The sequence below is a fragment of the Haloferax gibbonsii ATCC 33959 genome, from assembly GCF_000336775.1.
GTDB classification, from domain to species: domain Archaea; phylum Halobacteriota; class Halobacteria; order Halobacteriales; family Haloferacaceae; genus Haloferax; species Haloferax gibbonsii.
This window is the reverse complement of the sequence record NZ_AOLJ01000019.1, coordinates 175,168-193,849: the sequence shown is the minus strand read 5'-3', so window position 1 is coordinate 193,849 and position 18,682 is coordinate 175,168. Positions and strand designations below refer to the sequence as shown.

Below are 18,682 nucleotides of genomic sequence, written 5' to 3'. Positions count from 1 at the left end.
AGATTGCTTTGGCTATAACCAAGAGTTAATTCAAAATCAGTCAATTTTATCACCCAAAAGCGGTAACCGTTGGCGTATGAATGGCTCCGACCATGACTGGTGGCCGAACCAGTTGAAACTCGAAATCCTCGACCAGAACGCACAACAGACCGACCCGGTGGGCGAGGAGTTCGACTACGCAGAGGAGTTCCAGAAGCTCGACTACGAGCAGGTGAAAGCCGACCTCGAAGAGCTGATGACCTCCTCGCAGGACTGGTGGCCGGCGGACTACGGTCACTACGGTCCCCTCTTCATCCGAATGGCGTGGCACAGCGCCGGAACGTACCGCGCGCACGACGGCCGCGGCGGCGCCTCCGGCGGGCACCAGCGCCTCCCTCCGATCAGCAGTTGGCCTGACAACGTGAACCTCGACAAGGCGCGCCGACTCCTCTGGCCCGTCAAAAAGAAGTACGGGAACCAGCTCTCGTGGGGCGACCTCATCGTCCTCGCCGGCAACGTGGCCCTCGAATCGATGGGCTTCGAGACGTTCGGCTTCGCGGGTGGCCGCGCCGACGACTACGTCGGCGACAAGGCACCCAGTTGGGGCCCCGAAGAGGAGTGGGAGACGACGTCTCCCGACCGCTTCGACGAGGAGGGTAACCTCAAAGAGCCGCTCGGAAACACCGTGATGGGCCTCATCTACGTCAACCCCGAGGGTCCCAACGGCGAACCCGACCTCGAAGGCTCCGCGAAGAACATCCGCCAGACGTTCAGCGGCATGGCGATGAACGACAAGGAGACCGTCGCGCTCATCGCCGGCGGCCACACCTTCGGGAAGGTCCACGGCGCGGACTCCGGCGACAACCTCGAAGCCGAGCCCGAGGCGGCACCCATCGAGGAACAGGGTCTCGGCTGGAAGAACGAGTTCGGCTCCGGGAAGGGCCCCGACACCATCACAAGCGGCATCGAAGGGCCGTGGACGCAGGCCCCCACGAAGTGGGACATGGGCTACGTCGACAACCTGCTCGACTACGAGTGGGAGGCTCACAAGGGCCCCGGCGGCGCGTGGCAGTGGCGGCCGGCCGACGAGTCGCCCGCGGACAAGATTCCGGACGCGGCGCCCGACGCTCACCTCCCCGACCAGCTCGTCGACCCGATGATGCTCACCACCGACATCGCCCTGAAGAAGGACCCCGACTTCCGCGCGGTGCTCGAGGAGTTCCAAGAGGACCCCGCGGAGTTCCAGGAGTCGTTCGCCAAGGCGTGGTACAAGCTCCTCCACCGCGACATGGGCCCGCCGTCCCGACTCGTCGGCCCCGAGGTCCCGGACGAAGCGATGCTGTGGCAGGACCCAATCCCCGACGCCGACTACGACCTCATCGACGAGGACGACGTCGAGGAACTCAAAGCCGAACTTCTCGACTCGGGCCTCTCGGTGTCTCAGCTGGTCAAGACGGCGTGGGCCTCGGCGTCCACGTACCGCGACAGCGACAAGCGCGGCGGCGCGAACGGCGCGCGCATCCGGCTCGAACCCCAGCGTAGCTGGGACGTCAACGAGCCCGACCAGCTCGACGACGTGCTCGGCACCCTCGAAGGGATTCAGGAGTCCTTCAACGGCGCGCAGTCCGACGACACTCGCGTCTCGCTCGCGGACCTCATCGTGCTGGGTGGCGCTGCGGCCATCGAGCAGGCCGCGGTCGACGCCGGCTACGACGTCGAAGTGCCGTTCGAGCCCGGTCGGACCGACGCGTCGCAGGAACAGACCGACGTCGAGTCGTTCGAGATGCTCAAGCCCGACGCCGACGGCTTCCGGAACTACATCGCGGACGACGCCGACGAGCGCCCCGAGGACCTGCTCGTCGACAAGGCGGACCTGCTCGACCTCTCGGCGCACGAGATGACCGTCCTCGTCGGCGGCATGCGCGCGCTGGGCGCGAACTACCAGGACTCCGACCTCGGCGTCCTCACCGACGAGCCCGAGACGCTCACGAACGACTTCTTCGTGAACCTGCTCGACATGGACTACGAGTGGGAGCCGGTCTCGGACGACCAGTATCTGTACGAGGTGCGCGACCGCGAGACGGGCGACGTCGAGTGGGAGGCCACTCGCTTCGACCTCGTCTTCGGTTCGAACTCCCGCCTGCGCGCCATCGCGGAAGTGTACGGCGGCGACGACGGCGAAGCGGAGTTCGTCGAGGACTTCGTCGAGACGTGGCACAAGATCATGAGCCACGACCGCTTCGACCTCGAATAACCGCGACGCCCGCCCTCGGCTGAGGCGCGGAATCGGTTCCCGCGGCGGATGCGACCGCCGCCGCCGGCTGACTTTTTTGCTCGCGTTCTCGCATTCGCTCCCCGAGCGACTGCAGACGCGAGTCGGCAGTCGTTCGTCGGTCCCGACTCGACCGGACCCGACCCGACCCGACCCGACCCGACTCGACCGGACGCCGTCGGACGCGACCCGGCTCAGCCGCCGGACGGAACCTCGCAGTCGAACGTTTCGAGCTGCTCTTGCAGGCCGCCGGTCTGGCCCCTGAGGTCGTCGAGTTGCGCTCGAATCTCCGAAATCGTCGCCGCTCTGGACTCGGCTTGGCTCGCCAGCGCGTCGCTCTGTTCTGCGATGTCCCGCGAGTGGTCGGCGATGCCGATAATCGCGTCGACAACTTCCTCGGTCGTCCGCGCGCCGTCGTCGGTCGCCGTGGCGACCTCGTTGACCGACATGTCGACGCTTTCGACGATTTCCGAGACCGCCACGAACGCCTCGGCGGCGTCGGTCGTCGTCGACCGCCCGGTTTCGAGTTGCGCCTTCGTCTGTTTCATCTCCGCCTGCACGCGCGCCACGTCCTCGACCGTCTCGGTTATCGTCCGCTCGATGGCCGCCGAGTGGTTCTGCGTCTCGTCGGCGAGGGACTTCACCTCGTTCGCGACGACGGCGAACCCCTCGCTTCCGTCCGAAGCGCGGGCGGTCTCGATGTTCGCGTTGAGCGCGAGCGTGTTCGTCTGCTCGGCGATCGACTCGATGAGGTCGGTGCTCTTCGAGACGTCGTCCATCCGGTCGTCCAGCGATTCGACGAGCGACGCGAGTTCGTCGACGCTCTGCTCGATGTTCTCTATCGCCTCGATGGCCGCCGCCGCGGTTCCCGTGCCCTCGTCGGCGGCCGTCGCCGCGTTACTGGCTTCGTCTGAGACCTGGTCGGCGTTCGCGGCGATTTCCTCGATTGTCGCCGACAGGCTGCTCAGTTCGTCGGTCGTGGATTCGAGGTCGTGGGCCTGTTCGCGTACGTCTGTGGCGAACGCCCGCACGTCGGCCGCGAGCTGTCGTTGCGTCCGTTCGAGCGTCTCCGCGTCGTCGTGGGCCGACCGCGTCGTCCGCTCGACGGTCGCCGCGAACGCCCGGAGGTCGACGATGGTCGATGAGAGGTCGCGCTTCATCGCCACGAACGCGTCGCTGATGGCTTCGATAGCCTCGATATCGGTGTTCTCGGGCGGGTTCGCGGTGAAATCCCCTTCCGAGACCGCGTCCATGGCCGCGGCGAGTTCGTCGGCTTGCACCACCAACTGCTCGTTTAGGCGCTCGACTTCGGCCTTCGCCTCCTCGCTGTCTTCGAGGCTCTGCATCTTCTTTCTGGTCTCCTCCCGAGAACGCTCGACGGACAACCAGTTCGTGACTAACGCCGACGCGAGCATGAGGATGAACACCGCGTGGACGAGCCCCCAGCCCATCGGGTTGGCGATGGCGTCCGGGTGGTTGTACACCGCCTCGGGGTGCGCCATGCCGAAGATGCCGTGCTGGACGGCGACGTACAGGATGCCCACGACGAACGGGAGCCAGTCCTCGTACACCGCGAGGACGCCCACGATGACGAAGAAGTGGAAGTGCGCCTCGATGTATCCCCCCGAAAAATAGACGAGCAGGGCCGAACACGTCATCAAGCCGATCGACGCGAACCCGCTCCGAACCCGGCGCGGAAGCCATGGCAACCACGCGAACAGGGTCAACCCCACGACTGCGCCGACGCCGAGCAGGACGTGCTGGGAGAGTTCGTCATGGTGCGTGACGAAACCGGTTGGTGGTGAAAATGCTAAATCGGTGGCTACAGCGCTCGCTCTTTGGTTCTAAAGCGTTCCAGAACTGTACGGACCCAACGGGCTTTCGTTCGGTGGACGAACGGGGTCTAGATTTCAGGCGAATGAGGGACTGCACGGCGCATTTTCAACGTGACCGACAGGTCGCATTTTTGGATTCATTTCGTTCGAAATCTGAACGTTGGTAGTTGTCTCCCAGCCAGAACGGTTCGTTGTCAAATCGTCTCCTTGTTAGTCGACGACGGGTGACTCGAACACGTTTGTTTGTTTAGTGGTTTAAATAATAGTTTTACAAGGGCCGATATCAACGACTGTTATTTCAAATTTCCCGGGTTGCTCTGTACATACCGGGCTTCATCCCGATCTTGTTCAATTGGTATATGAATAGTTATACATGGGTACCCCATGTACTGCGTAGAAATGCGGAGGAAGAAGCTCCCGAAGGAGGCACCGGGGAAGTACGTCGAGTATCATCCGCGTCCGTATTACTCGCCAGACCCGCTTCCGCCAGAGCCCAAAATCGAACTCCCCGACGAGACACACGACCTCGTCGCCGACGCAGCCTACCAGATTGGTCGTGTCGACGGCATCAGTTCGACAGTCGACTTCGCGGCCGTCCTGTACACGACGCTCATCCGAATCGAGGCAGTCGAGTCCGCCCGAATCGAGGGTGCAGAAGTCGACTACCAGGACGTCGCCGCATTCCACACGAAACACGAAGACAGCGCCGATGCAGAGGCACAAAGCAAGGACTTGCGTGAGGCCCTGAACTACGAGGAGGCGCTCCTGTACGGCATCGACCACGTCGGTGGCGGTGGCGAAATCACGCTCGACCTGCTCAAACACCTCCACGAGATGCTCCTCGACGACGTGCGTAACGAGGGCGACGTCGTCGGAGAGTTCCGCGACCACATGGTCCGGCTCAACAGTCCGAACCCAGCCAAAGACCCGTTCATCCCTCCATCGGCATCGTCTCTCGATGACCTCATGTCCTCACTCGTCGAGTACGTTGGGATGAATGGTGAGTACCACCCACTCGTCGACGCCGCGATTATCCACTACTTCTTCGAGACGGTTCACCCGTTTTCAGACGGGAACGGGCGTCTCGGCCGACTCGTCATCATCCTCTATCTGGTCGACCAAGGCTACATCGAGAGTCCGTACATCTATCCGAGTGCCTACTTCAACCGAAACAAGGTCGAGTACGTCGAGAAGATGCGCGCCGTGAGTGAGCAGGGCGAGTGGGTCGAGTGGATCGACTTCTTCCTCGAAGCACTTCGGTCGCAGGCCGAAGAGTCGTACGACCGGACGTGGGCACTCAAAGAACTGCAATCGAAATACGAGACGGACTACGCGGGGAACACGTCGACAGACAGATTCGCCCGCAAATTACTCGAAGTTCCGTACTTCACGGCGAACGACATCGTCCGGGAACTCGACGTGTCACGTGGAACTGCCTACAACGTCATCGATAATCTCGAAGACGCCGGCCTCATCGAAGAAGTGACTGGGGCCGAGTGGGGTCAAGAGTACAAGGCAGTGGAAGTGTTCGACGTGTTCGAGTAGGTCGCTTCGGCGCGAAGGTTTAAGTCATAAACCGGGACCATCCCGGTTTATGCACCGTCGAACGTTCCTCACCTCGCTCGCACTCGCATCGACTGCTGGTTGTACGACGAAGACTGACTCGTCCGCTGCATCGTCTAGGACGGAAGCGACACCAACTCCTGAGGCGAGTGGACCAGTACAACGTTCGGTCGGAGAGTCGTACTCACGGTCCAATGGTGCCACCATTGTGGTTGCATCCGCTCGGTTCAGCGGCGCAGCGCGGCTGGACGATGGAACCACAATCAGCCCAGAGCCGGGTAACGCTTTGATCTTAGCTGACGTCCGGTCAGCGAATACAGGCGAGTCGGTCGTCAACCTCCCTTCCCGTGACTCTCTGGCACTTATCACCGGTGGGAGCCAGTACCGGCCTCTCAAACCGAAGGGGAAACCGGGTGGTGAACCGACGCTGTCGTTCCCGCTCGGTGGGACACTTTACGAAACAGCCGAAGACGCGCATCCTAACGTCACCGCGTTGGGCTGGGTTTTCTTCGAGGTCCCGGCTGACTCGACGGATTTCCGTATTTCGCTCTCCGATTCACAGTCGTCGACTTTGGAAGCGTATTGGGAGGGAACGGTCGACCCGAGTTCGCTTCCAGATGTGGAACTCACGTCTCTCGATGTCCCCGAAGAACACGTTAACGGTGACCCAATAGAGTTCTCGGTGTCGGTGACGAACACCGGTGGGAGTGCTGGATTGTTCAACCAGCGGTTCTCTGTCGCACGGAGCACCGAGCCGAATGCACCGGGCGGCGTACTTGATACCACAGTTGAGCCTGGTGAGACGGTGACAATCGAAAGAACGGTCCCAGCAAAAGGGGTTCAAGACGTAACGATTGCAGTGCCTCCGGCGTTCGAGAAAACGACTCACGTCGTTCCCACGAAGGCACAGTTTGGAAGCTCTCACGAGCTACCGAATGGTGTCAAACTTCGGGTGAGCAAACCGACAGTCAGTGATACGGTCTGGGTCGACGAAAACGGAAGTGGCTTCGAAAACCACTCTCTCGACAGGCGTTCGTTCGCTGTCTTCGAGATAACTGCGTGGAACCCGACGGATTCGACTATCTCAGAACCTGACAAAGACTGGTTCGAAGTCGAAGGGAACGGATTTGTCGATTCAAATTCGAACCGTGGGTTCGCACGTGGACTGCGTGAACCGGTCGAGATGCCATACTTCCGTGGCTCGCGTGAGCTTGCCCCCGGAGAAACGACGAATGGTGTCCTCTACTTCGACGTTCCGAAGAACACGAGTGTTGACGAGATCGCTTGTCGAGTGAAATGGCCTGTGACGGAACGTTCGAACAAGGTCTGTGAATGGAAGATGAGTGAATAACCACGCGTACAGGCCTGTTCGTCTTCCAAGAGTTGGTGTAGAGTATCTCGATACGGTCTGGTTCGATAGGTACCATTCCCTCTCGGCGAACGAAATCTACGGTAGTTCGTTCGTCCAACTGTCGAGGAACCTTCTGTGGCCTCTATGCACTGAATATGTGGTTTTAGAAAATGACGGACCCGAAGGGAATGCGTCATCGTGTGTGACGAATTTGGTTTAATCGGTTCGTTGTCTGGCGATTAGCGACTCTCAGTTCTGGCTACCTCAGATACTGTTCAACCTGCTCGACGACGCGGTCGACAAACGTCTCTTCGAGACGTCCCTGCCACGCCACGAAATCCTCTTTGCGAGGTGAGTGAACTGCCCACGGAGAGACGAACGAGTCGCGAGGAACACCACCGATTTCCCAGAGGCCATCGGTGAGCGGGAGTGAGTCGTCGTACTCTTTCGTCGAGATAGCGACCGCAATGTACTGCTGGCCACCGAACGGGTGAGAGTCGTTGTTGACGATGAGCCACGGTCGTTGCTTGTCATCACCGAGTTTGAAGGGGTCAGAACTCCGGACGACGTCTCCGCGCTCTGGCTGCATCTACTGTCGGTCCTCGTCTCGTTCGCTCGGATGTGGTGTCTCCGGAGCGACTGAGTCCCACTCGTCGGCGTCGATGCCACTGTCTTCGTCGTTGAGTCGCTCGCTCGTGGTGTGGAGGTCGTAGGCGGCAGCGACACGCTCTTGGTCCTCTGCGATTGCCCAGAACTCTCCCTTGTGGCGAACGAGGTTGCGGTCCTTCAAGCGGGAGAGTGCAGTCCCGACGGTATTCGGGTTCTCGCTGATGGCAGTCGCAATCTCAGAGCGGGTGAATGCTTGGTCGCTGTGAGTGTAGAGGTACGTGACCACCTGTTCGGGGACGCTTGGCCCTCGTGGAAGGTCACCAGATTCGAAGTCGTCGATGCTCACGGGCATACTGTGAAATATGTGTACTGATGTAATGAGTGTACTGCTGTACTTTGTGTTCTGAAGATTGTAGTGAGTTCGTCATGCTACGTGACGAAATCTGTCGACAGGAAAATATGCGATTCGACGGGTAGAGAGCCCGCTCTTTGGTTCTAAAGCGTTCCAGAACTGTACGGACCCGACGGGATTTGAACCCGCGACATCTTGGTCCGGAACCAAGCACTCTGTCCACTGAGCTACGGGCCCTCAGCGGAGAGAGCTACACGACACCGACGTAAAACCGTTGTGGAACCCACGCCGGCGGCCGATTACGTTCCGGTCGCGTCGGCGTCGACGACGCTGTGTTTCCACGTGCCACGGGTGAACCACGCCGTGGCCGCAATCGCGCCGAGAATCTGCCCGACGGCCATCCCGAGCCAGATGCCCGTCTCGGCGAACCCGAACTGGAACGAAAGCAGGTAGACGATTGGCACGCGGCCCAACCAGAGCGCGAACAGCGAGAAACCGAGGGCAGTCTTGGTGTTCCCCGCGCCGCGGTACGCGCCGAGGACGACCTGGAGGACGCCGATGAAACCGAATTCGAACGCCCGGATGCGGATGTACTCGACGCCGAGGTCGATCGTCTGGGCGGCCGACGCGGTCCCGGTTTGGAGGAAGAACGCGACGATGGGTTCGGCGAAGACGTAGGCGAGCACGCCGGTGACGAGCATGACGCTCGCGCCGACCTTGGCGGCGAGCCAGACGGCGCTCTCGGCGCGGTCGGGTTTCTGCGCGCCGAGGTTCTGGCCGACGATGGTGTTCGTCGCCCGTCCGAGGCCGAGCGCCGGGAGGAACACCAGCGACGTGAGTCGGTTGCCGAGGCCGAACGCGGCGACGACCTCGGGCTTGAACGTGACGACCATCGCGGTGAGGGTGATGAAACCGAGGGCGGTGGCGGACTGCTCGATGGCGCTCGGGACGCCGATATCGACGATTTTCTTGATGTACTCGAACTGCGGGCGGAAGTCGGCGAGCTGCACGTCGGGGCCGGCGCTCGTCCCGAAGATGACGTAGATGCCGATGATGGTGGCGACGGCGCGAGAGAGGACCGTCGCGTACGCCGCGCCGGCGACTTTGAAGCCGTCAAAGCCCGTGGCGGTGAAGAGGCTCGCCTGAAGCCCCTCTAATCCGAGCATCGAAAACAGCGGATTGGCGTCGAAGCCGAAGATGAACACGGGGTCGATGACGATGTTGATGACGACGCTGATGAACATCACGACCATCGGGGCGCGGGTGTTGCCGTAGCCGCGCATGAGCGCGGAGAAGACGAAGAAGCCGAAGAGGAACGGTAGGCCGAGGAAGAACACGCGCATGTAGTCGCCGGCGAGGGGGATGACCTGCCCGGCGGTCGCCTCCGAACTCGGGAGGACGCCGAGCATCGCGTCGGTGGCGAAAAAGCCGATAACGCCGACGACGACGGCGATGACGGTGATGAACGTGAGCGTCTGCCCGGCGACGGTCCCGGCGGAGCCCTCGCTTTTCGCGCCGGTGTACTGGGCGACGAGCGTGCTCCCGGCGACGGTGAAGCCGCCGCCGACGGAGATGAGCAGGAAGATGAGGGGAAACGCGAGGCTGATGGCGGCGACGGCGTCGGTCGAGAGCCGACCGAGCCAGACGGTGTCGGCGAGGTTGTACGCCACCTGGAGGAGTTCGGTGACGATAATGGGCCACGCCAGTTCGAACATCGGCCGTTTGAGGTCGCCTTCGGTGAGGGAACCTCCTTCGGGGAGGGACACTGAACAGGTGAGACACGCGGAGACCGTTTGAAAGCGTCGATAGGCGTCTTCGCCCCTCGGATTCGCCTCGCCGACAAGCGGGAGCGACCGGGGGCGACAGCCGCGAACCGTGAACCGCGAACCGCGAACCTCGGGGCCGAACGGGACGGGCGCGGCTCACCGAAACGGGTGGCGTCGAGAGAAACGGTGGGTGGTTGCGGTTCGTCGCGTTACGGCGCTTCGCCGGTCTCGATGGCGAAGTCGGCCTTCGGGTAGGCGACGCAGGTGAGCGTGTAGCCGTTGTCCATCTCCTCGTCGGAGAGGGTCTCTTGGGTGTGGTGCGTGATGTACTCCTCGGCCGGGCCGTTGGTAATCTTCGCGGCACAGGAGACACAGGAACCCTGCCGGCACGCATAGGGGAGGTCCATCCCGGCGTCTTCACCCTGGTCGAGCACCGTCTCGTTGCTCGCCAGTTCGATGGTCTCGCCCTGCTTGACGAACTCGACTTCGAAGTACTCGACTTCGTCTTCGGGCATGTCGGCGGGGCTCGGCTCTTCTTCCGCCTCCTCGCCTTCGAGCTCGGCGCCCTCTTCGCCGCCCGCGACCGCGGCGACGCCGCCGCCCCCGCCGATGGAACGGTTCATCGGCTCGGGGAAGTCGGTCTCTGCGACGGTCGCCGCGCGGCGTTCGAGGACTTCCTGTGTGATGTCGGCGGTCGGCTCCCAGCCGGTGCCCTTCGAGTAGTGCAGGGCGACGGCGAGGAGTACCAGGACCAATCCGGCCCCGACACCCACCAGACTGATGACTGCCATACCGGCGGATATGGAGGGAGGGGTTAAGGAAATTGTGATTGTGGCGGCACCCGCGGGCGGTCGATTTCACCGCCGAGACGCGGGTCTCACGCGGGTTCCCACAATATCGAGGTGGCCCTCGGTATCATATCGAGGCCGCCCCCGGTATCGCGCTCGCGCCGACGGGGGCCGCGTCAGACCCCGTCAGTCGTCCTTCCGAGCGACCTCGTGGCGGCCGAAGCCGTACCGGAGCCGGTTGGCGAGGCGACGGGAGAAGCGGTCGTCGGCGCGGGAGCCGAACCGCTCGGCGAGCGACTGGTAGATGAGCGGGACCGGGACCTCCTGTTCGAGCGCCTCCTGGACCGTCCACGTGCCCGTCGAGCCGCCCGCGACGTGGTCGTCCACGTCGCCGAGGTCGCTTCCCTCCTCGCGGAACGCCTCCTCGCAGAGTTCGAGAAGCCACGAGCGGATGACCGCGCCGTTGTTCCACGTCTGCGCGACCGATTCGAGGTCGAGGTCGTAGCGGCCCTCGGCGAGCAGTTCGAAGCCCTCGCCGTACGCCTGCATCAGCGCGTACTCGACCCCGTTGTGGACCATCTTCACGTAGTGGCCGGAGCCGGAGTCGCCCATGTGGCCGTGGCCGGCGGGGCCGGTCGCCACGGCGTCGAAGACGGGAGACAGCTCGTCGTAGGCCCACTGCGGGCCGCCGACCATGAGCGAGAAGCCGAGTTCGGCACCGGCGGGGCCCCCGGAGGTGCCGCAGTCGAGGTAGGCCGCCGAGCACGCCTCGGCGCGCCGCACGGACTCCTCGAAGTGGGAGTTGCCGCCGTCGACGACCACGTCGTCCCCGTCGAGATGCGGGTCGAGGTCGTCGAGGGTCGCGTCCACCGCGTCGCCCGCGGGGACCATGAGCCAGATTCGCTTGTCGTCGCCGAGCCGGTCGACGAGGTCGGCGACGCTGTCCGCGGGTTCGGCACCCGCGTCGGCGGCCGCCGCGACGGCTTCCGCCGAGAGGTCGAAGGCCACGACCTCGTGCCCGGCATCGAGCACTCGGTCGACTACGATGCGCCCCATCCGGCCGAGGCCGATGACGCCTAATTGCATGCGTCGGCATCGTCCGCGGGGGGTGGTAGTGGTTGTGGTTTGGCGCGTGCGCGGTCGCCGCCGAGACCGACCGTTCCGCCGACGGTACCGACCGCTCAGAGCCGCGCCAACAGCGCCTCGGCCAATCGGTCGCCGGCGGCGTCGTCGGTCCGGAAGAAGAGCTCTGGCTCGATGAGTTCGACTTCGAGGAGGAGGAAGTCGTCGCCGCGCTCCACGCCGTCGACGCGGGCGTACAGCGGCGGGTCGCCGCCGAGGTGGGCCGAGACGGCGTCGACGACGCGCCGGGCGTTATCGAGCAGCGTTTCGCTCGGCTCCTCGACGTGGACGCTCCCGCCGTGTTTCTCTTGGACGCGGTAGTCGCCCGGCTCGGGGCGCTTGACCACCGCGTGGCTGAACTCGTCGCCGAAGAAGACGAGCGACCACTCGCCGTCTTCGATGTCCGGCGCGAACTCCTGAACCAACACGTCTTTTTCTGCCACGAGGTCGTCCACCCACGGCTGGACGTCGGCGGCCTCCGCGCGACTCAACTGTCTCGTCTCGAACGCGCCCGCGCTCACGGCGGGCTTGACGACGAGTTCGTCCCACCCTCGCGTCTCGAAGACGGCTTCGAGAGACACGTCGCCGCCGCGTTCGACGTACTCGGTCGGCAGCGTCGACACGCCGGCGTCGGCGAGGTCGCGCAGGTAGAACTTGTGGCTGTTCCAGTCGAGCGTCGTCGGCGGGTTCCACACCGCGCAGTCGGCGTCGGAGAGGAGGTCGACCCACGCGGCGTAGGCCCTCGGATGCCGGTAGTAGTCCCAAATCGACCGGACGACCACGGCGTCGAAGTCGCTCCAGTCGACCGACTCGTCGGACCAGACGACCGGCTCCGCCGCCACGTCACGCTCCCGGAGCGCCGCGAGGAACGAGGCGTCGTCGTCGACGAGTCCCGGGAGGTCCTCGGCGGTGGCGAGTGCGATGGAAGTCACGGGAGATGATGGCAGATATCGGGCGATAAGCGTTCTGTAACGCTCGGTCCGTTCGCCGAAATCACCGCTTTCGGGGCCGCGGTCGGGCGGCGTCGCGGCCGCAGACGCCGACGTTTTTACCGCCGCGCGCGAGGCTCGGGTATGGACGAACGCATCCACGAGCACGCCGCGGTGCTCGTCGACTGGAGCGCGCGAATCGAGGCCGGCGACGACGTGGTCGTCTCCGTCGGCGAGGGAGCCCACGACCTCGCGGTCGCCGTCGCCGACGCCCTCGGCGAGCGCGGCGCGAGCGTCGTCACGACCTACGCCTCCGAGGAGGTCCAGCGGGCGTACCTCCGCGCGCACGACGGCGACTTCGACCTCCCCGAACACGAACTCGCCCTCTACGAGGCCGCCGACTCGGTGCTCTTCCTCGGCGGCACCCGCAACACGGCGGCGACCGCGGACGTGCCGATCGAGACGCGGCAGGCCTACGGCCGCGCCACGAGCGAGGTCAAAGAGGCGCGCATGGACACCGACTGGGTCTCGACGGTCCACCCCACCCGCGCGGCGGCCCAGCAGGCGGGCATGTCGTTCGAGGAGTACGCCGACTTCGTCTACGACGCGATTCTCCGCGACTGGTCGGAACTCGCCGACGAGATGGCGAACATGAAAGACGTGCTCGACGCCGGTTCGGAGGTCCGCATCGTCAAGGCGGACACCGACCTCACGATGTCAATCGAGGGCCGCACCGCGGTCAACTCCGCGGCCTCCGTCGCCTACGACTCCCACAACCTCCCGTCGGGCGAGGTGTTCACCGCGCCCGTCGAGGACGCGGTCGAGGGCGAGGTGTTCTTCGACGTGCCGATGACGCTGGAGGGCCAGCGCGTCGAGAACGTCCACCTGACGTTCGAGGGCGGCGAAGTGGTCGACTTCTCCGCGGGCACGGGCGAGGACGCGCTCGCCGGCATCCTCGACACCGACGAGGGCGCGCGCCGCCTCGGCGAACTCGGAATCGGCATGAACCGCGGTATCGACCGCTTTACCGACAGCATCCTCTTCGACGAGAAGATGGGCGACACCATCCACCTCGCGGTCGGGCGGGCGTACGGCGCGTGTCTCCCCGAGGGCGAAGACGGCAACCAGTCCGCGGTCCACGTGGACATGATCACCGACATGAGCGAGGACTCGCGCATCGAAGTCGACGGCGAGGTCGTCCAGCGGAACGGCACGTTCCGCTGGGAAGACGGGTTCTGAGCCGTCACAGCGACGGATTCTGAACCCGCCGTCCGCCGGGGTTGAGACGGTTAAGATACCATGTCCAACGGTAACTCTGCGCTTACTAAAACGGTCTGAGGACGTAGCTGTCGGCTATGGCGCGATTCGGCCGAACGAGGCGGCGATTCCTCGAACTGGTGGGGAGTGGTGCGGTAGTGGGTGTCGCTGGCTGCCTCGGCGGTGGTGGCGGCGAACAGGAGACGGAGACGGAGACGACAACGACGGCAGAGGAGTCGGACGACGACCACGACGAGGAGCGTCCCGAGGGGGTCTCCGCGGAGGAGTTCGAACACGGCCCGGTTCCGGAGGCCTACCGGACGGCGCTCTCGCAGGCGAACGAACAGCGGGACCCCGAGAACCTGTTCACGAAGGAGGCGGTCAAGTTCCAGGAGGCGGACGACGCCGTCGAGGCGGGCCTCACCGAGGCCGGACGAGACTGCGGCAACTGCGCGGAGTACATCCCCGACAAGAACGGCGACGGCTTCGGTGCCTGCGCGAAAGTCGAGGGCTACGTCGACCCCGCAGACTGGTGTTCGCTCTGGGAGTCCATCGAGGAAGCGGAGGCCGAAGGCGAGACGGGCGGAGACGAGACCGAATACGTCGTCTGAGGGGTCACTCCTGGGCCACGCCGATGTTCTTCAGCGACCCGCCGCACCGCGGACAGACCTGCTCGTAGACGCCGTGTCCCGAGCGGTGGCCGCAGGCGGTACACTCGTACCACGAGCGCTCGACGAGCGTCGTCGGCTCGGCCTCGACTAACATCTCCGTCCGGCGCTCGACGAGCGCGTCGGTCCGGCGTTCGACCAACTCCGTCGGGGGGCGCTCGACGAGGTCTGTCGGTTCGGGGCCGACCAGCGCCCTGGATTTGGCTTTGACGAGGTCTGCAGGCTCACGAGTGGTGATATCGTTGCTCATGAGACGGTGTACGTCGTGTCAGGTGTTAACTCTTACCAGTACGTGTCGTTCCTCCCTGACGCCGCCGAATTCGGCCGTTTCGCCCCGATTCGGCGGGTACGGTCCCGAGACGCGCTTTCGACGTACTTTTTATCCGCGACCGTTTTCATCCGCGCATGGCAGAATTCATGGTCGTCGTCGCCGACCCCGACACCGGTGCGACCTACCAAGTCGACGTCGAAGGACAGGACGCAAACCGATTCCTCGGCCGCGACCTCGGTGACGAGGTCGACGGTGCGGCCGTCGGTCTCGACGGATTCACGCTCGAACTGACGGGCGGTTCGGACAAGGCCGGCCGACCGATGCACCCCGACGTGCCCGGCGGCGCGCTCAAGGAAATCCTCGCCAAAGACGGCATCGGCTACAAGCCGTCCCGCGACGGCGAGCGCAAGCGCGTCACCGTCCGCGGCCGCGAGGTCTCCGGTGAGACCGTCCAGATCAACGCGAAGGTCGTCTCCGGTGAGGGCGACGTCGCCGCCGCCTTCGGCGAGGGCGACGACGAAGAAGCGGACGAATAACGCCGTCTCACTCCTCTCTTTCCCGTGCCAGAGCAACTGCCCTCCGACCATCCGTCGGTCCAGACGTTCCGCGCGAACATCGCCCGGAGCGGCGGTACCCGTCGCCCCTGCTTGCGCGTTCCGGACGACGTGACCGCCGAAGACGGCGATTTCGTTCGGCTCCACCTCGACGGCACCGCCTACCACGCCCGCCTCTCGGCCGACGCCTCGGGACTCGTGATTCGCGGCGCGTACGACAACAAGCGCCTCGCTCGCACCCCGAACAACGGCGAGAATCGGCTCGTCGAGTGGTGCCGAGAACACGACCGGGCCGACGGCGACGCCGTCGAACTCGACGAACTGGACGACGGCTACCAGTACGGCCTCCGCGTGCCGGGCGTCAGGCAGGTGTACCGCGTCACCGAGCGGCCGAACGACTCGCTTTCGAGCATCGCCGAGAAGTTCGGCCTGTCCGACGAGTGACCGGTCGCACTCCGAGACACGCCGCTTTTACGCGCCGACCGCCCTAGGCGGGGTATGAGCAAGGTAACGGAGTACCTCGCAGGCGAGCGCCTCGACGACGTGGCGCTCTATCTCACCCACGAGTACCTCGACAGCCAGGGCAAGCTCCCGAACATGGGCGTCGAAGTCGAAAACGGCTACGTCCTCGTCGTCCCCGGCGACGACGGCCGCCGGGCCTTCGCGGCCGGCACGGGCATGGACGCCATGGAGTTCGCCCAGACCGCCATGGGCAACGACGGCGACATCGACGACGACCTCAGCGGCGGCACCTGCCCCGAGGCGGCCGCCGACGAGAACCACGAGGTCAAGTTCATCTTCTCGTTCGCCGAGGCGCAAAACGAGGAGGTCGGCGGCATCTACGAGGAGGGCGACGTGGTCCACGCCTACGCCAAGTGTACCTGCGGAACGACGTACTCCGACCGCTGGGTCGTCGACGACGCGTAATCGACCCCCGTTTTTCGACGCTGGTTTTCCGCTTCGGAGTCGGTTTCGGAGTCGCGTTCGTCGTTAGCGCTCGGTCTCGACGCCTTCGTCGTCCGCCTCGTCCTCGTCGTCGGTTTCGGCTTCCGCTTCCGCGACCGCGTCTGCGACCTGCTCGAACGCCCGGAGGATGACGCGCTTCGTCGTCGCGCCCTGCGTCGTCCAGTGGTGGGCGTAGTCGAGCATGTCGTCGTAGATGTCGGGCTTACAGCCGGCGGCCTTCGGGTGGCCGCCGCCGTTGACGAGGTCGGCGACCTCGTGACAGCGCTCGAAGTCGTCGGAGCCGCGGATGCTGGCGCTCCCGGCGGGCTTGACGACGACCGCGGCGTCCGCGCCCGCCTCGCGGAGGGCGTCGGCGACCTCGTTCTGGGAGCACCGGCCGTAGGTGACGCCGACCGTCCAGTCGCCGACGGTCTTCAGTTCGGCGCGGTCGACGGCGGCCTGGATGAGGTTCTCCTTTTCGACGCGGCGGTGGGCGATGTACTCCTCGACGACCGGCGGGAGGTCCGCGCCGTACGCGCCGACGACGGCGACGTACTCCTCTTTCGAGGTCCAGTAGGCGTAGTCCGCGAGGTCCTGACTCCGCTCGTCTTCGTTCAGCCAGAGGTCGTGGTCGCGGGTGACGGCCGCGAGTTCGGAAAAGCGCTCGTCGAACTCGTAGTCGAGTTCGCGGAGCGTCACGTCGGTCGAACACTCCTCGTCGGACTCGCCGACGACGAGGTCGACGCCGGCCTCGCGGACCGCCTCGGCGACCTCCGGCTTCCACTGGTGGTGGTCGTACCAGTGAATCTCGCCCGCCGTCTCGACGAGCGCGGCGAGTTCCTCCTCGACGTACTCGAACTTGTCCGGACAGAGGTCACAGACGTACACCTCGACGCCCTCGGGGGCGTAGTCGGCCACGCGCTGGAGGTCGTCTTCGAGCGAGTACGGGCTCGACCCCATCAGCGCGACCGGCGACTTCGGTCGCTCTTCTTCCTCCTCGTCGTCTTCGTCCTCGTCCTCGTCGCTGAGTTTCTCCTCGATTCGCGCTTCGAAGTCGGCCACGTCGAGGGCCGCGTCGTAGGCCTCCCGGAGGAGGGCGACGCAGCCGAGGCCGTCGGCGTCGGTGTCGGTGACGACCGCGACCGACGCGTCTTCGAGCTTCTCCTTGGCGCGCTCTTCGGCGCGTTCCTCGTCGAACGAGTCGGGGTAGAAGAATCCGGCACCGGGGAGCACGGACTTGCGGGGGAGCGAGAGCTGAGAACTGTCGATGAGCTCGTCTTCCATACGCCGAACTCGGGCGCGACGGGGAAAACTCCTCCCGATTCCGTCGGCGGCGACCGCGTCGAACGGCTCGCGGCCCGCGACCGAACCGAGTCCCGCAGCCCGCTCAGGCGGCCTCGTCGCTCAGTAAGGAGTCCGTCGTCCCCTCTTCCAACTGGCGGACCGTCAGCACCGGCACCGGACAGGTCCGGACGACGCGCTCGGCGACGCTCCCGATGAGAAAGCGGTTCTCGCCGTGGCGGCCGCGGGTGCCCATGGCGACGGCGTCGGCGTCCACCTCGCGGGCGTAGTTCGAAATCTCGGCGGCGGGGCGGCCCTCTCGAACCGCGAGGGTCACGTCGCGGTCGGTCGCGGCCTCGACCTCGGCGAGCGCCTCCTCGCCGCGCTCGGTGAGCGCGTCGCGCATCTCGTCGCGGAGTCGCTCCGGCGCGGTCTCCACGTCGCCGGCGTCGACGACGTACAGCGCGTGGACCGACGCGTCGAACCGCTCTGCGAGGTCGACCGCGACGCGGACCCCCCGGCGGACGCTCGCCGAGCCGTCGGTGGCGATGACGATGGTGTCGAACATGCCTACGGGTTCACAGTGGGGCGGCATAAAACCAGTCTGGGACGACCGACCGTCGGGACCGTGGGGTGAGTTTTTTGTCGTCGCCCGACGCAGGTGGGGACATGTCACCGCGCCCGCTCTCTATCGACCTCGTTCTCGTGCCGGTCGACCAAAGCGACGAGGCGACGCGCGCGGCGGAGTACGCCGCCGCCGTCGCGGCCGAGTACGACGCCGCGGTCCACGCCGTCCACGTCCTCGGCGAGGACGTCGTCCGCGCCATAGAGCAGGGCGTCGTCGACGAGGACGCCGTCGCCGAGGACAGCAAGGCCGTCACCGACACGGTCTCGGCCCTCGCCGACGAGGCCGACGTCCCGGTCACCTCGTCGGTCGCCTACGGCTTCTCGCGGACGAGCAAGCTCCGCCACCCCGGAAGCGTCGTCCTCGACACCGCAGAAGAGCTGAACGCGGACTTCATCGTCGTGCCCCGAGAGCCGGTCTCGGGCGACCCCGGCGAAGTGCTCGCCAAGGCCGCCGAGTACGTTCTCCTGTACGCCAGCCAGCCCGTGCTCTCGGTCTGAGTCGCAGGTCGCCGT

19 protein-coding genes and 1 tRNA gene are annotated in these 18,682 nt (G+C 65.0%); 9 read left to right on the top strand and 11 right to left on the bottom strand.

The annotated features are described in order from the left end of the window. The first annotated feature begins 76 nt into the window (after positions 1–76). Positions 77–2,233, top strand: coding sequence for a catalase/peroxidase HPI (katG, locus tag C454_RS13540; protein ID WP_004976488.1), 2,157 nt, complete (start codon positions 77–79; stop codon positions 2,231–2,233). 212 nt (positions 2,234–2,445) lie between these two features. Here katG and C454_RS13535 read toward each other — a convergent pair whose 3' ends face one another. After that, entirely contained in the window at positions 2,446–3,909 is a 1,464-nt protein-coding gene (locus tag C454_RS13535) for a methyl-accepting chemotaxis protein (protein WP_004976487.1), read from the bottom strand. Between the two features lie 576 nt (positions 3,910–4,485). Here C454_RS13535 and C454_RS13530 point away from each other — a divergent pair. After that, entirely contained in the window at positions 4,486–5,631 is a 1,146-nt protein-coding gene (locus C454_RS13530; RefSeq protein WP_004976486.1) for a Fic family protein, read from the top strand. A gap of 226 nt (positions 5,632–5,857) precedes the next feature. Next, complete coding sequence (locus tag C454_RS19945; protein ID WP_233510397.1) at positions 5,858–7,000, top strand: hypothetical protein; 1,143 nt, start codon at positions 5,858–5,860, stop codon at positions 6,998–7,000. Between the two features lie 259 nt (positions 7,001–7,259). Here C454_RS19945 and C454_RS13525 read toward each other — a convergent pair whose 3' ends face one another. The 7 genes from C454_RS13525 to C454_RS13495 all read right to left on the bottom strand — a co-directional run bounded on the left by C454_RS13525 (position 7,260) and on the right by C454_RS13495 (position 12,569). Continuing rightward, complete coding sequence (locus C454_RS13525) at positions 7,260–7,589, bottom strand: type II toxin-antitoxin system PemK/MazF family toxin (RefSeq protein WP_004976484.1); 330 nt, start codon at positions 7,587–7,589, stop codon at positions 7,260–7,262. Further along, on the bottom strand, positions 7,590–7,961 hold the full coding sequence (locus tag C454_RS13520; protein ID WP_049905178.1) for a hypothetical protein: 372 nt from the start codon (positions 7,959–7,961) through the stop codon (positions 7,590–7,592). 164 nt (positions 7,962–8,125) lie between these two features. Beyond that, positions 8,126–8,198: transfer RNA gene (locus C454_RS13515), tRNA-Arg, on the bottom strand. Positions 8,199–8,260: 62 nt separating this feature from the next. Continuing rightward, positions 8,261–9,727 carry an MATE family efflux transporter gene (locus C454_RS13510; protein WP_304999705.1) on the bottom strand — a complete coding sequence of 489 codons (1,467 nt, stop codon included), beginning with the start codon at positions 9,725–9,727 and terminating at the stop codon, positions 8,261–8,263. A gap of 209 nt (positions 9,728–9,936) precedes the next feature. Then, on the bottom strand, positions 9,937–10,518 hold the full coding sequence (locus C454_RS13505; protein ID WP_049905177.1) for a 2Fe-2S iron-sulfur cluster-binding protein: 582 nt from the start codon (positions 10,516–10,518) through the stop codon (positions 9,937–9,939). A 183-nt stretch (positions 10,519–10,701) separates the two neighbouring features. Beyond that, positions 10,702–11,601, bottom strand: coding sequence for a phosphogluconate dehydrogenase (NAD(+)-dependent, decarboxylating) (gene gnd, locus C454_RS13500; RefSeq protein WP_004976480.1), 900 nt, complete (start codon positions 11,599–11,601; stop codon positions 10,702–10,704). Positions 11,602–11,696: 95 nt separating this feature from the next. After that, positions 11,697–12,569 (bottom strand): ATP-grasp domain-containing protein, encoded by an 873-nt coding sequence (locus tag C454_RS13495; protein ID WP_004976479.1) that lies wholly within the window; start codon positions 12,567–12,569, stop codon positions 11,697–11,699. Between the two features lie 141 nt (positions 12,570–12,710). Here C454_RS13495 and C454_RS13490 point away from each other — a divergent pair, with 141 nt between their 5' ends. Together C454_RS13490 and C454_RS13485 are read left to right on the top strand one after the other, a co-directional pair. Then, the gene (locus C454_RS13490) at positions 12,711–13,805 is read left to right on the top strand and encodes an aminopeptidase (RefSeq protein ID WP_004976478.1); all 1,095 of its coding nucleotides are present in this window, start codon (positions 12,711–12,713) and stop codon (positions 13,803–13,805) included. Positions 13,806–13,921: 116 nt separating this feature from the next. Continuing rightward, positions 13,922–14,434 (top strand): high-potential iron-sulfur protein, encoded by a 513-nt coding sequence (locus C454_RS13485; protein WP_049905176.1) that lies wholly within the window; start codon positions 13,922–13,924, stop codon positions 14,432–14,434. A gap of 4 nt (positions 14,435–14,438) precedes the next feature. Here C454_RS13485 and C454_RS13480 read toward each other — a convergent pair whose 3' ends face one another. Continuing rightward, entirely contained in the window at positions 14,439–14,741 is a 303-nt protein-coding gene (locus C454_RS13480; protein WP_004976476.1) for a rubrerythrin-like domain-containing protein, read from the bottom strand. 155 nt (positions 14,742–14,896) lie between these two features. On the opposite strand from C454_RS13480, the gene C454_RS13475 reads away from it, so the two are divergent. Genes C454_RS13475 through C454_RS13465 form a run of 3 tightly spaced genes read left to right on the top strand, consistent with a single transcriptional unit; the run spans position 14,897 to position 16,243 of the window. Beyond that, complete coding sequence (locus tag C454_RS13475) at positions 14,897–15,298, top strand: 30S ribosomal protein S6e (protein ID WP_004976475.1); 402 nt, start codon at positions 14,897–14,899, stop codon at positions 15,296–15,298. A gap of 24 nt (positions 15,299–15,322) precedes the next feature. Then, complete coding sequence (locus C454_RS13470) at positions 15,323–15,760, top strand: DUF7112 family protein (RefSeq protein ID WP_008096630.1); 438 nt, start codon at positions 15,323–15,325, stop codon at positions 15,758–15,760. A 54-nt stretch (positions 15,761–15,814) separates the two neighbouring features. Beyond that, positions 15,815–16,243: a DUF5807 family protein gene (locus C454_RS13465; protein ID WP_004976473.1), complete on the top strand. Its 429-nt coding sequence runs from the start codon at positions 15,815–15,817 to the stop codon at positions 16,241–16,243. A 63-nt stretch (positions 16,244–16,306) separates the two neighbouring features. On the opposite strand, the gene C454_RS13460 is transcribed toward C454_RS13465, so the two are convergent. Further along, positions 16,307–17,545, bottom strand: a complete 1,239-nt coding sequence (locus tag C454_RS13460; protein WP_004976472.1) for a DHH family phosphoesterase — start codon at positions 17,543–17,545, stop codon at positions 16,307–16,309. Positions 17,546–17,648: 103 nt separating this feature from the next. Then, positions 17,649–18,110, bottom strand: a complete 462-nt coding sequence (locus C454_RS13455; protein WP_004976471.1) for a universal stress protein — start codon at positions 18,108–18,110, stop codon at positions 17,649–17,651. A gap of 101 nt (positions 18,111–18,211) precedes the next feature. On the opposite strand from C454_RS13455, the gene C454_RS13450 reads away from it, so the two are divergent. Further along, complete coding sequence (locus tag C454_RS13450; protein WP_004976470.1) at positions 18,212–18,667, top strand: universal stress protein; 456 nt, start codon at positions 18,212–18,214, stop codon at positions 18,665–18,667. Positions 18,668–18,682 lie beyond the last annotated feature (15 nt).

Coding starts and splice junctions, on each gene's coding strand:
- katG (WP_004976488.1), top strand. CDS start 77: ATGAATGGCTCCGACCATGACTGGTGGCCGAACCAGTTGAAACTCGAA.
- C454_RS13535 (WP_004976487.1), bottom strand. CDS start 3,909: ATGACGTGTTCGGCCCTGCTCGTCTATTTTTCGGGGGGATACATCGAG.
- C454_RS13530 (WP_004976486.1), top strand. CDS start 4,486: ATGCGGAGGAAGAAGCTCCCGAAGGAGGCACCGGGGAAGTACGTCGAG.
- C454_RS13525 (WP_004976484.1), bottom strand. CDS start 7,589: ATGCAGCCAGAGCGCGGAGACGTCGTCCGGAGTTCTGACCCCTTCAAA.
- C454_RS13520 (WP_049905178.1), bottom strand. CDS start 7,961: ATGCCCGTGAGCATCGACGACTTCGAATCTGGTGACCTTCCACGAGGG.
- C454_RS13505 (WP_049905177.1), bottom strand. CDS start 10,518: ATGGCAGTCATCAGTCTGGTGGGTGTCGGGGCCGGATTGGTCCTGGTA.
- gnd (WP_004976480.1), bottom strand. CDS start 11,601: ATGCAATTAGGCGTCATCGGCCTCGGCCGGATGGGGCGCATCGTAGTC.
- C454_RS13490 (WP_004976478.1), top strand. CDS start 12,711: ATGGACGAACGCATCCACGAGCACGCCGCGGTGCTCGTCGACTGGAGC.
- C454_RS13485 (WP_049905176.1), top strand. CDS start 13,922: ATGGCGCGATTCGGCCGAACGAGGCGGCGATTCCTCGAACTGGTGGGG.
- C454_RS13480 (WP_004976476.1), bottom strand. CDS start 14,741: ATGAGCAACGATATCACCACTCGTGAGCCTGCAGACCTCGTCAAAGCC.
- C454_RS13475 (WP_004976475.1), top strand. CDS start 14,897: ATGGCAGAATTCATGGTCGTCGTCGCCGACCCCGACACCGGTGCGACC.
- C454_RS13465 (WP_004976473.1), top strand. CDS start 15,815: ATGAGCAAGGTAACGGAGTACCTCGCAGGCGAGCGCCTCGACGACGTG.
- C454_RS13460 (WP_004976472.1), bottom strand. CDS start 17,545: ATGGAAGACGAGCTCATCGACAGTTCTCAGCTCTCGCTCCCCCGCAAG.
- C454_RS13455 (WP_004976471.1), bottom strand. CDS start 18,110: ATGTTCGACACCATCGTCATCGCCACCGACGGCTCGGCGAGCGTCCGC.
- C454_RS13450 (WP_004976470.1), top strand. CDS start 18,212: ATGTCACCGCGCCCGCTCTCTATCGACCTCGTTCTCGTGCCGGTCGAC.